The sequence below is a fragment of the Planktotalea sp. genome (assembly GCF_018607965.1).
Lineage (GTDB): Bacteria > Pseudomonadota > Alphaproteobacteria > Rhodobacterales > Rhodobacteraceae > Planktotalea.
The window spans coordinates 1-13,419 of the sequence record NZ_JABBAM010000106.1 but is presented as its reverse complement, the minus strand read 5'-3'; the positions used below and the strand labels follow the sequence as shown (position 1 = coordinate 13,419).

At 55.6% G+C, this 13,419-nt stretch carries 14 protein-coding genes and 1 pseudogene; 4 read left to right on the top strand and 11 right to left on the bottom strand.

Annotation, left to right across the window (positions count from 1 at the left end; genetic code table 11):
• On the top strand, positions 1-93 hold a 93-nt coding region (locus QZ279_RS10000; RefSeq protein WP_293450411.1), incomplete at its 5' end, for a hypothetical protein.
• Between the two features lie 32 nt (positions 94-125).
• Here the strand turns inward: QZ279_RS10000 and QZ279_RS09995 are convergent.
• A complete protein-coding gene (locus QZ279_RS09995) occupies positions 126-602 on the bottom strand; it encodes a transposase (RefSeq protein ID WP_293450407.1) in 477 nt (158 codons plus the stop codon).
• Between the two features lie 118 nt (positions 603-720).
• On the opposite strand from QZ279_RS09995, the gene QZ279_RS09990 reads away from it, so the two are divergent.
• Both QZ279_RS09990 and arsJ read left to right on the top strand, forming a co-directional pair.
• A complete protein-coding gene (locus QZ279_RS09990; protein ID WP_293450405.1) occupies positions 721-1,722 on the top strand; it encodes an ArsJ-associated glyceraldehyde-3-phosphate dehydrogenase in 1,002 nt (333 codons plus the stop codon).
• The gene (gene arsJ, locus QZ279_RS09985; protein ID WP_293450403.1) at positions 1,719-2,945 is read left to right on the top strand and encodes an organoarsenical effux MFS transporter ArsJ; all 1,227 of its coding nucleotides are present in this window, start codon (positions 1,719-1,721) and stop codon (positions 2,943-2,945) included. The genes QZ279_RS09990 and arsJ overlap by 4 nt, the downstream gene beginning before the upstream one ends.
• Before the next feature lie 47 nt (positions 2,946-2,992).
• Here the strand turns inward: arsJ and QZ279_RS09980 are convergent, their stop codons facing one another.
• The 10 genes and pseudogenes from QZ279_RS09980 to QZ279_RS09935 form a co-directional block, all read right to left on the bottom strand.
• Complete coding sequence (locus tag QZ279_RS09980; RefSeq protein WP_293450401.1) at positions 2,993-5,197, bottom strand: NADP-dependent isocitrate dehydrogenase; 2,205 nt, start codon at positions 5,195-5,197, stop codon at positions 2,993-2,995.
• A gap of 124 nt (positions 5,198-5,321) precedes the next feature.
• Positions 5,322-6,168 (bottom strand): annotated as a pseudogene (locus tag QZ279_RS09975) (NAD(P)-dependent oxidoreductase).
• Positions 6,168-7,382, bottom strand: coding sequence for an FAD-binding oxidoreductase (locus QZ279_RS09970; RefSeq protein WP_293450399.1), 1,215 nt, complete (start codon positions 7,380-7,382; stop codon positions 6,168-6,170). The pseudogene QZ279_RS09975 and the gene QZ279_RS09970 overlap by 1 nt, the downstream one beginning before the upstream one ends.
• Positions 7,379-7,771 carry a rhodanese-like domain-containing protein gene (locus QZ279_RS09965; RefSeq protein WP_293450397.1) on the bottom strand — a complete coding sequence of 131 codons (393 nt, stop codon included), beginning with the start codon at positions 7,769-7,771 and terminating at the stop codon, positions 7,379-7,381. Before QZ279_RS09965 ends, QZ279_RS09970 begins: the two co-directional genes overlap by 4 nt.
• A 10-nt stretch (positions 7,772-7,781) precedes the next feature.
• Positions 7,782-8,960: a CaiB/BaiF CoA-transferase family protein gene (locus QZ279_RS09960; RefSeq protein ID WP_293450395.1), complete on the bottom strand. Its 1,179-nt coding sequence runs from the start codon at positions 8,958-8,960 to the stop codon at positions 7,782-7,784.
• Positions 8,961-10,112, bottom strand: a complete 1,152-nt coding sequence (locus QZ279_RS09955; protein WP_293450393.1) for an acyl-CoA dehydrogenase family protein — start codon at positions 10,110-10,112, stop codon at positions 8,961-8,963. It lies immediately after the preceding gene.
• Positions 10,109-10,966 (bottom strand): MaoC family dehydratase N-terminal domain-containing protein, encoded by an 858-nt coding sequence (locus QZ279_RS09950; RefSeq protein WP_293450391.1) that lies wholly within the window; start codon positions 10,964-10,966, stop codon positions 10,109-10,111. Before QZ279_RS09950 ends, QZ279_RS09955 begins: the two co-directional genes overlap by 4 nt.
• Positions 10,963-11,766, bottom strand: coding sequence for a metal ABC transporter permease (locus tag QZ279_RS09945; RefSeq protein ID WP_293450409.1), 804 nt, complete (start codon positions 11,764-11,766; stop codon positions 10,963-10,965). The genes QZ279_RS09950 and QZ279_RS09945 overlap by 4 nt, the downstream gene beginning before the upstream one ends.
• Positions 11,766-12,503: a metal ABC transporter ATP-binding protein gene (locus QZ279_RS09940; protein WP_293450389.1), complete on the bottom strand. Its 738-nt coding sequence runs from the start codon at positions 12,501-12,503 to the stop codon at positions 11,766-11,768. Before QZ279_RS09940 ends, QZ279_RS09945 begins: the two co-directional genes overlap by 1 nt.
• Positions 12,500-12,982, bottom strand: coding sequence for a Fur family transcriptional regulator (locus QZ279_RS09935; protein ID WP_293450387.1), 483 nt, complete (start codon positions 12,980-12,982; stop codon positions 12,500-12,502). Before QZ279_RS09935 ends, QZ279_RS09940 begins: the two co-directional genes overlap by 4 nt.
• A gap of 90 nt (positions 12,983-13,072) precedes the next feature.
• On the opposite strand from QZ279_RS09935, the gene QZ279_RS09930 reads away from it, so the two are divergent.
• Positions 13,073-13,419: zinc ABC transporter substrate-binding protein (locus tag QZ279_RS09930; RefSeq protein ID WP_293450385.1), on the top strand; the 347-nt coding region annotated here is incomplete at its 3' end.

The following is a 13,419-nucleotide window of genomic DNA, read 5'->3' as shown; positions in this document are numbered from 1 at the left end:
GAAAAGCAAAAAGCGGGTAAGAAGAAGATGCGTCAATTCGGCAAGGTGGATATCCCCCAGGAAGCGTTTATTTCCGCGCTTAAGATGGACTGATTGAGCTTGAGGGGTGCGTGATATAACGCACCTTAAGCCACGCTTGCGCGTCGCATTTTTGCGAATGACGTGAATTCCCAATGCTCTGGCTTTTGAACAAGGCCGTGGCGTACGGGATCCAACCAGCAATGTTCCATATGCGCGTCGAAATCGACTTTGCTGCGAATGTGATGTTCCCAAAACCTGCGGTGCCAAATGCCGCGCTCTTGGCGTTTGATCTGGCTGCTTGTTCGCGGCCCCTTTGGGAGCCCACGAGAAAAGCGTGCTTTGATAATGCGCCAGCGTGTTGAAAAATCATGATCCTCTGCGGGTAGTGTCCAGATGCAATGCATGTGATCTGGCAGAACGGCCCATGCATTCACCGTGACAGGACGTTCGCGCAGGGTTCTTTGCACAGCGCTGCGCAAGAGGGTGATCTCTTGCAGCAAAAGGTTTGACCCTTGGGCGCGGAGGCTGACAGTGAAAAAGATGGTGGCCCCAGGTGTCTGGGGGCGGCGATAATTTGACATGGGGTGATTCTGCGCGAACTCGATTAAGATCACGTGAATCCCCGTAAGGTGCGTGATATCACGCACCCATCGTAAAATTGTTACACATATCAGCTATGCCGCTCGCAGGAGATTTCACATGACCACATATGCCATCAACGGTTTGGGCCGTATCGGAAAGCTTGCATTAAGACCACTTATCGAAAGCGGCGCAAAGATTGCGTTCCTCAATGATGCGATTGGCGATCCTGAAATGCATGCGCATTTGTTGGAGTTTGACACTGTTCATGGGCGTTGGAAGGCTGATTTTTCATACGACAAGGATAGCATCACGATTGATGGTGCCCGCCTGCCACTGTGTAATACGCGCGCCCTAGATGAGCTTCCGCTGGATGGCGTCGATGTCGTGATCGATTGCACAGGTGCCTTCAAAACCGAGGCCAAGCTTGCGTCGTATTTCGCAGCGGGTGTGACCAAAGTCATCGTCTCTGCTCCTGTCAAAGAAGACAGTGCGGCGAACATCGTATTTGGTGTGAATGACGACACATACGATCCTGATGTACATCGCATCATTACCGCGGCCTCTTGCACGACAAACTGTCTCGCGCCAGTTGTGAAAGTTATTCATGAAAACCTTGGGATCAAGCACGGTTCTATCACCACCATTCATGACGTGACCAATACGCAGACTATCGTGGATCGCCCTGCGAAGGACCTGCGCCGTGCGCGCTCTGCTTTGAATTCCTTGATTCCGACGACAACGGGTTCAGCGACTGCGATCATGCTGATTTACCCAGAATTGACGGGCAAACTGAATGGCCATGCGGTGCGTGTTCCTTTACTGAACGCGTCCTTGACCGATTGTGTGTTCGAGGTCGCACGTGAGACGACGGCTGAAGAAGTGAACGCCTTTTTCAAGGCCGCGTCCGAGCACGGTTCGCTGAAGGGGATCCTTGGATATGAGACGCGCCCCTTAGTGTCGGCTGACTACGTGAATGACGCGCGCAGCAGTATCGTTGATGCGCCCTCCACGATGGTGATCAACGGCACGCAGGTCAAAATCTATGCGTGGTACGACAATGAGTGGGGCTATGCGCACCGTTTGGTTGATGTGGCACGCATGGTCGGTGACGCCCTGTGACGCGCCCTGCGGGATTTGCGGCCTACCTTGCCGTAACTGCCGCATATTGGGCGTTTATGTTGACGGACGGCGCTTTGCGCATGTTGGTGTTGTTGCACTTTCATGCGCTTGGCTTTTCGCCTGTTCAATTGGCCTATCTATTTGTTCTGTACGAGATCACAGGGGTCGTGACCAACCTGTGTGCGGGATGGCTTGCCTTGCGATTTGGGTTGAGCGCGACGCTGTACGCGGGGCTTGGTTTGCAGATCGTAGCGCTGCTAGCTTTGACGCAGCTTGACTCTGCGTGGGGCACGTTCGCGTCAGTGGCGTTCGTCATGTGCGTGCAGGGGCTGTCTGGCGTGGCCAAGGATTTGGCGAAGATGAGCAGCAAATCGGCGGTGAAACTGCTTGCCCCCTCGGAGGGCGACGCGCTGTTCAAGTGGGTCGCGGTTCTGACGGGGTCCAAGAATGCCGTGAAGGGTTTGGGCTTTCTTTTGGGCGCAACTTTGTTGGCGGTCTGGGGATTTGAAGGTGCGCTGCTGGGGATGGCTGTGGCGCTTGCCTTGGTGTTTACAGGGGTCGCTTGGAACATGCCTGGCGGCTTGCCGACGGGTATCAAGGGTACAAAATTCAGCGCAGTGTTTTCGACCGATGCAAACGTCAATTGGCTAAGCCTTGCCCGTGTCTTTCTGTTTGGTGCGCGGGATGTGTGGTTCGTCGTTGGTATCCCGATTTATTTCTATGCGATTTGGTCGGACGGGAGCGAGGAAAGTAACAAAGCCGCGTTCTTTTTGATCGGGAGTTTCATGGCGCTTTGGGTGATCTTTTATGGGATTGTGCAAGGGTTCGCACCAAGGGTGTTGTCGCAGTTGCCAGTGCAAAGTGCGTCTGGTTTGGCGGGAGTGCTGGCGCTTGTTCCAATTGTTCTAGGTGCATTGGTTTGGCTTGATCTTGCAAACCTGACGCCGGTTTTGATCGTTGGCCTTTTCCTTTTCGGGGCGTTGTTTGCGCTGAATTCGGCGCTGCATTCGTATCTGATCCTGCGGTTTACGACAGCTGAGCGTGTAACGATGGATGTCGGATTTTACTACATGGCGAACGCCAGCGGTCGGCTGTTAGGCACGGTTCTGTCGGGCCTAAGCTATCAACTTGGCGGTCTTGCGCTGTGTTTGTTCGTGGCGGGGGGGATGTTAGTATTCAGCGCGCTCGCAGCGCGTAAGTTGCCTGTGGTGCACCTTAGTTGAAAATGGCCGCGCTGTGGTGAAGAGCGCGGCCAGTGTTTATTTGTTTGTTATCCGATGATCGCGTTTAGCGTTGCGGATGCGCGCATCACAGCGGCCGTCTTTGCCGCGTCGCCGTGGTAGTATCCACCTAGATCAACGGCAGGGCCTTGGGCTGCTGCCAGTTCGGATAGGATTGCTGCTTCGCCGTCTGCAAGGGCTTTGGCAATGGGTGCGAAGTAAGCCGCCAGCTCTGCATCGCTATTTTGCATAGCAAGTGCGTCTGCCCAGTAGCGTGCGAACCAGTAGTGGCTGTCGCGGTTGTCAGGTTCGCCCACTTTGCGCGATGGGGAACGGTTGTCATCCAAGATGCCTTGTGTGGCCGTGTCGACCGCTTGGCCCAAGACGCGCGCTTTTTCGTTAGAACGTGCATCCGCAAGGAATTGAAGGCTTTCTCCAAGGGCGCAGAATTCGCCAAGGCTGTCCCAGCGCAGGTGGTTTTCTTCCATCAATTGCTGAACGTGCTTGGGGGCAGAGCCGCCCGCGCCTGTTTCAAACAGACCGCCACCCTGCATCAGCTTTACGATGGACAGCATCTTGGCAGACGTTGCGAGTTCTAGGATTGGGAACAGATCTGTCAGGTAGTCGCGCAGCACGTTGCCTGTGATCGCGATGGAGTTTTCACCCTTTGTGATCGTTTCCAAGGATGCGCGTGTTGCTGCGCGTGGGGCCATGATCTGAAACTTGTCCGCAACGCCTTGGGCCGCAAGGATTGGTTTGACGTAGGCGATCAATTCAGCGTCGTGTGCGCGATCTGCGTCGAGCCAGAAGATGGCTTCACAGCCCTCGGCCTTTTGACGTGCAATGGCGAGGTTCACCCAGTCTTCGATAGGGGCTTTGCGCGCAGATGCGGAACGCCAGATGTCGTTCTCTTCGACTTTGTGTTGGTGCAGGACCGTGCCGTCGTCGAGGATCATTTTGACCGTGCCGCCAGTGGGCATTTCGAACGTTGTCGGGTGTGAGCCGTATTCTTCGGCCTTTTGCGCCATCAGGCCGATGTTCTGGACTGTGCCGGCTGTCGCTGGGTTCAGCTTGCCGTTCTCTTTGAAGAACTTAACGGTTTCATCATAAACTGGTGCGTATGAATTGTCAGGAATCACGCAGTTCGCATCGGATTCAGATCCATCTGGACCCCAACCTTTGCCGCCAGCACGGATCAGCGCAGGCATGGAGGCGTCGATGATCACGTCGGAGGGAACGTGCAAGTTGGTGATGCCTTTGTCGCTATCAACCATGTAAAGTGGTGGGCGCTTTTTCATGCAGGCGTCGATTGCGGACATGATTGCTGGCTGGTCTTTCACACGCTTGAGCAGGTCACCCATGCCAGAATTCGGGTTCACACCAAGGTCGGCCATTTCAGCGCCGAACAGATCGAACACGGGCTTGAGGAAGACTTTAACAGCGTGACCAAAGATGATCGGGTCGGAGACCTTCATCATGGTTGCTTTCATGTGGAGCGAGAAGAGCGTGCCGTCCGCTGTCGTGCTGGCGATTTCTTCTGCAAGAAAGGCGTCTAGCTTGGCTGCACTCATGAACGTTGCGTCAACGACGGTGCCCGTTGGGTAGGTTAGACCCTCTTTCAGAACCGTTTCGCCTGTTGCTGTTTCCAGAACGATCTTGGCGGTGGCTTCTTTTGCCAGTGTCACGGATGTTTCGTTAGAAAAGAAATCACCACCGGACATGGAAGACACGCGTGTTTTGCTGTCAGCCGTCCATTCGCCCATGCGATGCGGGTTGTTTTGTGCGTAGCTTTTGACGGCCTTTGCGGCGCGGCGATCAGAGTTGCCTTCGCGCAGGACGGGGTTCACAGCAGAGCCCTTGAGCGTGTCGTATTTCGTGCGGATCGCTTTTTCGGCGTCCGTCGCTGGTGTCTCTGGATAATCTGGCAGGCCGTAGCCTTGGGACTGGAGTTCTTTTACGGCCGCGACCAACTGGGGGACAGAGGCAGAGATGTTTGGTAGTTTGATTACGTTGGCTTGGGGCGTTTTTACCAATTGGCCAAGTTCAGCCAGATCGTCAGGCTGGCGCTGGGCCTCTGCCAGATGTTCTGGGAAGGTTGCAAGGATACGACCTGCAAGCGAGATGTCTTTGGTGCCAACAGATACGCCCGCAGCGGATGCGAATTTCTGGATGATCGGCAGGAACGACGCAGAGGCGAGTTCGGGGGCTTCGTCAACCCGTGTATAGATGATATCTGGCGTGTTGTGATCTGACATGGAAAACCTCTTGCATAAGAATGGGCATGATTTGAGGTGTCCTTAGTGGAACAGAACAGAGTCGTCTATAGTATACCGTTGTATGCAGTGTCGCAGTATTTAAGATTTTCACTATCTTGGAGGATCAATTTTTCTTGGTATCGTCCTCGATATTCATTGTCGCTTGCCCGCTGTTTCCAAGGGGAACGGATGCGAAAGGGCCGCCGTGGCACATATGGCTGGGGTCGGCTGGATCAAGTGGGCCGTCTTGTGCGAACATTTCATCGGCAAACTGTTCAGCGTTGTCTTTTGGACGGTATCCGAGGAAGGACGCTTTTGCGTTATCCACAGGTGCACGATCATTGTCGGACACACCGTAGGCAATTGTGAACCCCGTGAAGGGCGTATCAATGGAGCGCTGTACGAGTTGGATCAGGTCATCATAGCTAAGCCATGAACCGACCGCGCGCGCTGCTTACCTTTGCGCAGCTGAGGATGCGTAAGCAGACTGCCTCAAGCCCGCGTTTGTCCCAAAACATCTGCGCGAGGTCTTCGGCGAAACACTTGGCAAGGCCGTAGTAGGTGTCGGGGCGGTGGGGCACATCGGTGCCGATGAAGTCTGTCTTGGGATACATGCCGACTGCGTGGATCGAAGACGCGTAGATGATGCGGCGCACGCTATTGTGATGCGCGGCTTCCCAGATGTTGTAAGCGCCCACGATGTTGGATTGCAGGATTGCGTCAAACGCGGCCTCATCACCAATCGCGCCGAAGTGGGCGATCATATCTGCGTCTTTGGTCAGCGCTTCCATCGCGGCTAGATCGCTAAGATCGGCGCGCACATAGGTTTCGCGCGCATAAAGCGTGCCGATGTCAGCCGCCAGATCGCTAGAGACCAATTCATCGCACATCTTGGCTAAGGGTTCCCGCAGGTACGATCCAAGCCGGCCAGCGGCGCCAGTCAGGACGAGTTTCTTTAATTTAGGTGCCATTAGATGATTGCCTTTTCTTCAAACGGGCGTCCCGCCAAGATGCGTTCAAACCCGAAGGACGACATATCAAGCGAGCGGTATGCGCCGTGCGTCAGCCATTCAGCTGTCGCGCGGCCCATTGCGGGGCTTTGTTGTAATCCGTGGCCGGAGAAGCCGTTCAGGAAGACGAAATTTGTGATCTCTGGATGGGGGCCAAGGACTGCGTTTTGATCTAGTGTGTTGAACGCGTAGTGGCCTGTCCATTCGGTGACGACTTTGATCGCCTCGAACTGAGGAATGCGTGTCGCGATGATCGGCCAGATATGATTTTCCCAGCGGCTGTGATCCATGTTGAAATCGGTTGGATCGACGGCGATGTCATCTTCTGGATTAGGTGCGCCGCCTGCAAGATACGTCTTGGGGCCGTCTTGGCGAAAGTGAACGCCAGAGGGGTCAATGGTCAGGGGTAGGTCTTGATCAAGTGGTTGTTCAGCGCTGAAGATCCAAGTGAAGCGTTTGCGCGGCTCAACGGGTAAGTCGATGCCAGCCATGCGTGCGGTTTCGGCGGCACGTGGGCCTGATGTGTTTACGACCTGACCGCAAGCGATGACCTCGCCCGTTTCCAGCGTGATGGATTGGACCTTGCTGCCCTGCACATCCATCGCGACGGCACGGTTGGTCACGTATTCCACGCCACGATCCTTGGCAGAGCGACGCCACCAATCGAACACGGTGCCCCCGTCCCAATAGCCTTCGTCTTTGAGGTTGATAGAGCCGAGCATCACATCATCCACGTTATAAAATGGATAGCGCGCTTTGATCTCTTCGGGTGTTAGTAGCTGAGTTTCGGCACCCGCAGCTACTTGGGTCTTTTGGTTAGACCGCAGCACATCGGCAAAGCCGTCGTTGTCGGCCAAATACATGTAACCGTAGTTCTGGATGTCCAGTTCAGGCACGCGCGTGTCGCCGTCCATGTAGCCGCGCAGGTTCTTGACGAAATCAGCAGCGAATTGGGAAATCCGTACGTTCAGTTTGTTCGAGAACTGCTGGCGCATGCAGGAATTCGTATGTGCGGTGGACGAGTTGATGTAGCTGCTGTCCATCTCGACAACCAACACGGACCCGTTGAAGTCGGGGTTCTCAGTAAGGAACCAAGCGGTCGATGATCCCATCATAGCGCCGCCGATTATGACGACGTCGTAGCTGGATTTTTGAAGGGCGCGATAGGTGTTCATTCGGGTTTTTCAACGGGGCCGCCTTGGGCCTGCCATGTGGAAAAACCTTCGCGCAGATGTGCGGCGTCAAAGCCCATGTTTTGCAAGGTTTGCACAGTGAGGGCGGATCGCCAGCCTGAGGCGCAGTGGAAGATGAATTTCTTGTCCTCGCCAAAGATGGGCTTGAAGTAGGGGCTGGCTGGGTCGATCCAGAATTCGATCATTCCGCGTGGGGCGTGAAAACTGCCAGGGATAAACCCACCGCGCTGGCGTTCGCGCACGTCACGGATATCGACGATGACCACGTTTTCGTCGCCGACCATTTCGATCAAATCAGGTGTTTCGATCTCGCGAATTCCAGAGCGCGCTTTTGCGACCATTTCTGCGGCTGTGGTTTTCAGTTTCGCCATATTCCATTCCCTAGACAATTCCGCGCTTAATAAGCGCGTCAATCTGGCCCGAGTCCATCCCCAAATCTGCCAGGATCGCACGCGTATGTTGTCCAACATTTGGAATGGCATCCATGCGAGGTTCCGCATCGCCAAGCCCGCCGGGGGGCAAGAGTGCGGGCATGGGGCCAACGGGCGTGTCCACTTCGCGCCAACGGTTACGCGCCTTTAGCTGGGGATGCGCCCAAAGGCCTGCCATATCGTTCATGCGCGCATTGGCGATGCCAGCGGCGGAAAGTTTGGCGATGACCTCCTCTGACGTCCATTTGGAGAAGACCGACAGAATGATCGCGGTGAGTTCGAGCTTGTGGCTGGAGCGCGCTTGGTTGGTGCTAAAGCGCGGGTCGGTTTCCAAAGTGGGTGCATCAAGGATGTCACGGCAGAAGGTGGCCCATTCGCGATCGTTTTGAAGGCCAAGCATGACCTCTTTTCCGTCGCCCGCAAAGAACGGGCCATAGGGAAAGATCGTCGCATGGGATGCACCCGCGCGGGTAGGTGGTTCTGCGCCGTCAGTTGCGTAATACATCGGGTAGCCGATCCATTCCGCCAGCGCTTCTAGCATGGAAATGTTGATCGCTGACCCTTTGCCGGTCTTGCCACGTTGCAAAAGCGCGGCGAGGATATTGGTGTAGGCGTACATTCCAGCAGCGATATCGGCGACGGATACACCTGCTTTGCTGGGCTTGGCGTCAGTGCCTGTGATTGACAGAAACCCCGCTTCAGCCTGTACCAAAAGATCATAGGCCTTGCGGTCGGTTTCGGGGCCATCGGGACCGTAGCCGGAGATATTGCAGACGGTCAGTTTGGGGTGATCTGCGTGGAGCATTTCAAAGTTGAGACCCATGCGATCTGCGCCACCGGGGGCGAGGTTTTGAACGAGGACATCTGCGTCTTTTAGCAAGTCCTTTAGAATGCCCATGCCCTCTGCGGATTTGAGGTCGAGCGTCAGGCTTTCTTTCGAGCGATTGGTCCACACGAAATGTGAAGACATGCCGCGTGCGCGGGTGTCGTAACCACGTGCGAAGTCGCCCGTCTTGGGGCGTTCGACTTTGATGACGCGCGCCCCGAGGTCCGCAAGCTGGCGTGTGGCAAAGGGGGCCGCAACCGCGTGTTCCAACGCGATCACGGTGATGCCGTCGAGCGGCAACATCTAAAATGACCTCGGCAGGCCAAGCATGTGCTCGGCCACGTAGGACAGGATTAGGTTGGTCGAGATCGGCGCGACTTGGTACAGGCGCGTTTCGCGGAATTTACGTTCGACATCGTATTCAGATGCAAACCCGAAACCACCGTGGAACTGGATGCAGGCGTTGGCGGCTTCCCAGCTTGCTTTGGCGGCGAGGTATTTCGCCATATTCGCCTGTGCGCCGCAAGGTTCGCCCGCGTCATACAAACTACAGGCTTCAAAGCGCATTAGGTTGGCGGCTTCGATTTCGATATGCGCTTCTGCGATAGGGAATTGCACGCCTTGGTTTTGTCCGATGGGACGGCCAAACACTTCGCGCGTCTTGGCATACTCAGTCACTTTTTCCGTGAACCAATAGCCGTCGCCGATACATTCCGCTGCGATCAACGCACGTTCGGCGTTCAATCCGTCGAGGATATATTTGAAGCCCATCCCTTCCTCGCCAATCAGATTTTCAGCGGGGATTTCGAGATTGTCGAAGAACAGTTCGTTGGTTTCGTGGTTCACCATGTTGGGGATGGGCTTTACGTCCAGACCGTTGCCAATCGCGTCGCGCAGATCGACGATGAAGATGGACATTCCAAGCGACTTTTTCGTGACCTCAGCAAGGGGCGTTGTGCGCGCTAAGAGGATCATCAGATCAGAATGCTGAACGCGTGATATCCAGACCTTTTGACCGTTGATCACATATTTATCGCCACGCCTTTCAGCCTTAGTTTTAATCTTGGTCGTGTCGGTTCCTGTGGTTGGTTCGGTCACGCCCATGCTTTGTAGACGCAGCTCACCTGAGGCGATGCGTGGCAAATACTTGGCCTTCTGCGCGGCCGAGCCGTGGCGCAGCAACGTGCCCATATTGTACATCTGTCCATGACACGCGCCAGAGTTACCCCCGGAGCGATTGATCTCTTCCATGATCACGCTTGCCTCTGTCAGGCCAAGGCCGGAACCGCCGTATTCTTCGGGAATCAGGGCTGCCATCCAACCGGCTTTGGTGAGCGCGTCGACAAAGGCTTCGGGGTAGCCGCGTTCAAAGTCGATCTTGCGGTGATATTCAGGCGAAAATTCAGCACAAAGGGCGCGGATTGCGTCGCGGATGTCTTGGAATTTATCGGTCATGGGTTTGGTCCTAGGGTCGCTTTACCGTCCATGGCGAGGGCCCCATCGTGACGTTGGATCCAAAGGTGGATTGTGTCGTCCGGGTTAGGTTGGCCGTGGATAGAAAAGTTGTGGGTGTCGAAAATGGATGCGTGTGCGCGGAACTCAAAAGCGCTGACATGTGCGTCTGGCATTTCGCGACGCAGCAGGTCGAGCATCAAAGTCGCAAGGAGTGGGCCATGGACGACGAGGCCGTCGTAGCCTTCGGTCTCGATGCAAAACGGATGATCGTAGTGGATGCGATGACCGTTGAACGTGAGCGCTGAATAGCGAAACAGAAGGATCGGATCGGGTTCGATTTTTCTAGAAAAATCACTGTGTACTGGGGCTTGCGTTGGTACGAGTGGAGGTGCGTCTTTCGCTGCCGCGGCACGATAAACGATGTCATGTTCTTCGCTTAGGCACTGTGCGTCGCGATCATATACGTCGTGCTGGACGGTAACGAAAACCAAATCTCCGCTGCGCCCAGACTTGTGCGATACGCTTTTGATTGTAGAGCGTTTGGTCAGATGTTGCCCAATTTTCATCGGCGCGTGAAACGTCAGGCGGCTGCCAGCCCACATGCGACGGGGCAGCGGGACGGGTGGCAGGAACGTGCCAAGTGCTGCGTGACCATCATAGCCGCTGTCTTGCAATTTGTGGATCGGTAAAAAGTGCAGCCAATGCCAAAGCGGGGGGAGTGGGTCGCCGATTTCATATAGGGGATCATCTCGGTCCAGACTGGCCGCGAGTGCGTTGGACGGGAAAGTCGCGATTAGATCGTCGCGGTCCTCTGTTCGGGTTTCCCATGTGCGCAAGTGGTCGATGTCGATCATGAGTTTGATCCACGCAGAAGGGTCAAGATACTGGTGAGAGCGAAGCAGGTAGCAGCGAGGCAGATAATCGTGGGGCCTGTTGGTGTGTCGTATAGGAACGCCAATTGGAGGCCGCCGATTGCAGAAAATGCACCGATGCCTGCGGCGAGATAGGCCATGCGTTCAGGCGTATTTGCAAACGGGCGTGCAGCGGCGGCGGGAATGATGAGCAGGGCAGCGATAAGAAGCACGCCAACGACTTTGATCGCCACTGCTACGACAAGGGCCAGCGCGATGGTCAGCACCATTTGTTCACGGCGTGGATCGATGCCCGCGGCGTAGGCCAAGTCGGGGCTAAGGGTGGCGGTCAACAGCGCATTCCAACGCCAGCATAATAGAGCGATGACAAGCAAGGCACCGCCCCAGATGATTGCAAGATCGACGCGAGATACCGCGAGGATGTCGCCGAACAAATATGCGTTCAAATCAATGCGTACCCCTTGGAGGAGCGATACCGCGACAAGGCCGATGGCGAGGGCGGAATGTGCGATGACACCAAGCAGTGTGTCCATCGCATATCCGCGTCCTGAAAAGACAGAAACGGTCCAACCCATCAGGAGCGCGACGACAAGGACGCCTGCAAAGATCGACGTTGAAAAAGACAGTGCGAGGGCGATACCGAGGATGGAGGCATGTGCGGTCGCTTCGCCGAAATAGGCCATGCGGCGCCAGACGACGAAACATCCAAGTGGGGCGGCGGCGAGGGCGACACCGAGGCCCGCGAGGGCGGCGCGCATGAGGAAGCTATCAAGGAAATTCATCATGCGTCCTCGTGTTTGTGGTCATGCGCGTGGTGGTGGTGGTCGTGATCGTGACGATAGAGCGCAAGCGCGCCCTGTGTGCCAGACCCGAACAATGCGCGATATTCTGGGGCGCTGGCAACGACTTCGGGCGCGCCTTCGCAGCACACATGGCCGTTCAAGCAGATCACGCGATCGGAGGCGGCCATGACGACGTGCAATTCATGGCTGACCATAAGGACCGCGCAGCCAAGGGACGTGCGCAATTCTTCGATTTGACGATAGAAGGTGGCGGAACCGGATTGGTCTAACCCTTGGGTGGCCTCATCAAGGATCAGTAGTTCAGGATTTCCGAGCAACGCACGAGCAAGCAAGACGCGTTGGAATTGCCCACCTGAGAGGTCCGACATTTGGCGCTGCATGAGTGTGCTTGCGCCGGCCTGGTCAAGTGCGGATTTTGCGGCCTTTGGCGCGACTTTGCACAGGAGCGAAAGAAAGCGCTCGACCGTTATCGGCAGCGTTGGACCAATATGCAATTTTTGCGGAACGTAGCCGATGCGCAATCCATCTTTTTGGATGATCTCACCTTGGTGGGTTTCAACTGCGCCAATGAGCGCGCGTAGAAGTGTGGATTTGCCTGAACCATTGGGACCGACGATTGTGACGATCTCGCCCGCGGCAATGTTTAGTGTGACGTTTTGTAAAACCGTCGTTTTGCCGTGGCGCACACTTAAGCCCTTGGCGCGAATGAGGCTCATGATTGTGGCCCTTCCGCGCAATTGAGGCAGACACCTTCGGCCTCGACCACGGCGCGTTCAATGAGAAACCCTGCGAGTTTCGCACTAGAGCCAAGTTGCCCACGTGCGGGTTCTGTTTGCGCTTCGACCACCATATCGCATTTGCGGCAGATCAGGAACGCGGGTGCGTGGTCCTCGCCGGGGTGCGCGCAAGCAACGAACGCATTCATGCGCTCGATCTTGTGGGCGAAACCGTGTTTGACCAGAAAATCCAAGGCGCGATAGGCTACGGGAGGTTGAGAGCCTAGACCCTCATCGCGCAAGCGATCCAGAATATCATAGGCCCCAAGCGCGCGGTGGTCTTGCAAAAGTATCTCTAACACGCGGCGACGCACGGGCGTCAATTGCAGCTTGGCCTGCTTGCAGCGCGCTTCGATCCTGGCAAGATTGCCTGCAATGCAACCCGCGTGATCGTGTGAGGAAAATCCGATGGGATCCATTTTAATTCCGATTTTATGCCATATCAGGCTTGACGATTAACGTTATGATATAACAAATGCATGACATTGCCAACGGAAAGATGACACGCCATGCTAAAATTCTCGCCTGCCCTTTTTGCGACATTTCTTGCGCCGACCGCTTGGGCCGATGCGCCGCGCGTGGTTGCCGATATTGCGCCGCTTCATTCGCTTGTCGCGCAAGTCATGAAGGGTGTTGGTACACCTGATTTACTGATCGAACCGACGGCCTCGCCACATTCCTATGCGTTGCGCCCGTCCCAAGCGGCGGCCTTGGAGGAAGCGGATATCGTTGTGACGACCAGTGAAATACTGACGCCTTGGTTGGCGGACCCAGTAAGCAGTCTTGCATCGGATGCGTTGGTTTTAGAGGTGATGACGCTTGAGGGTGCTGTCCATCACGATCTGCGCGGCGACGA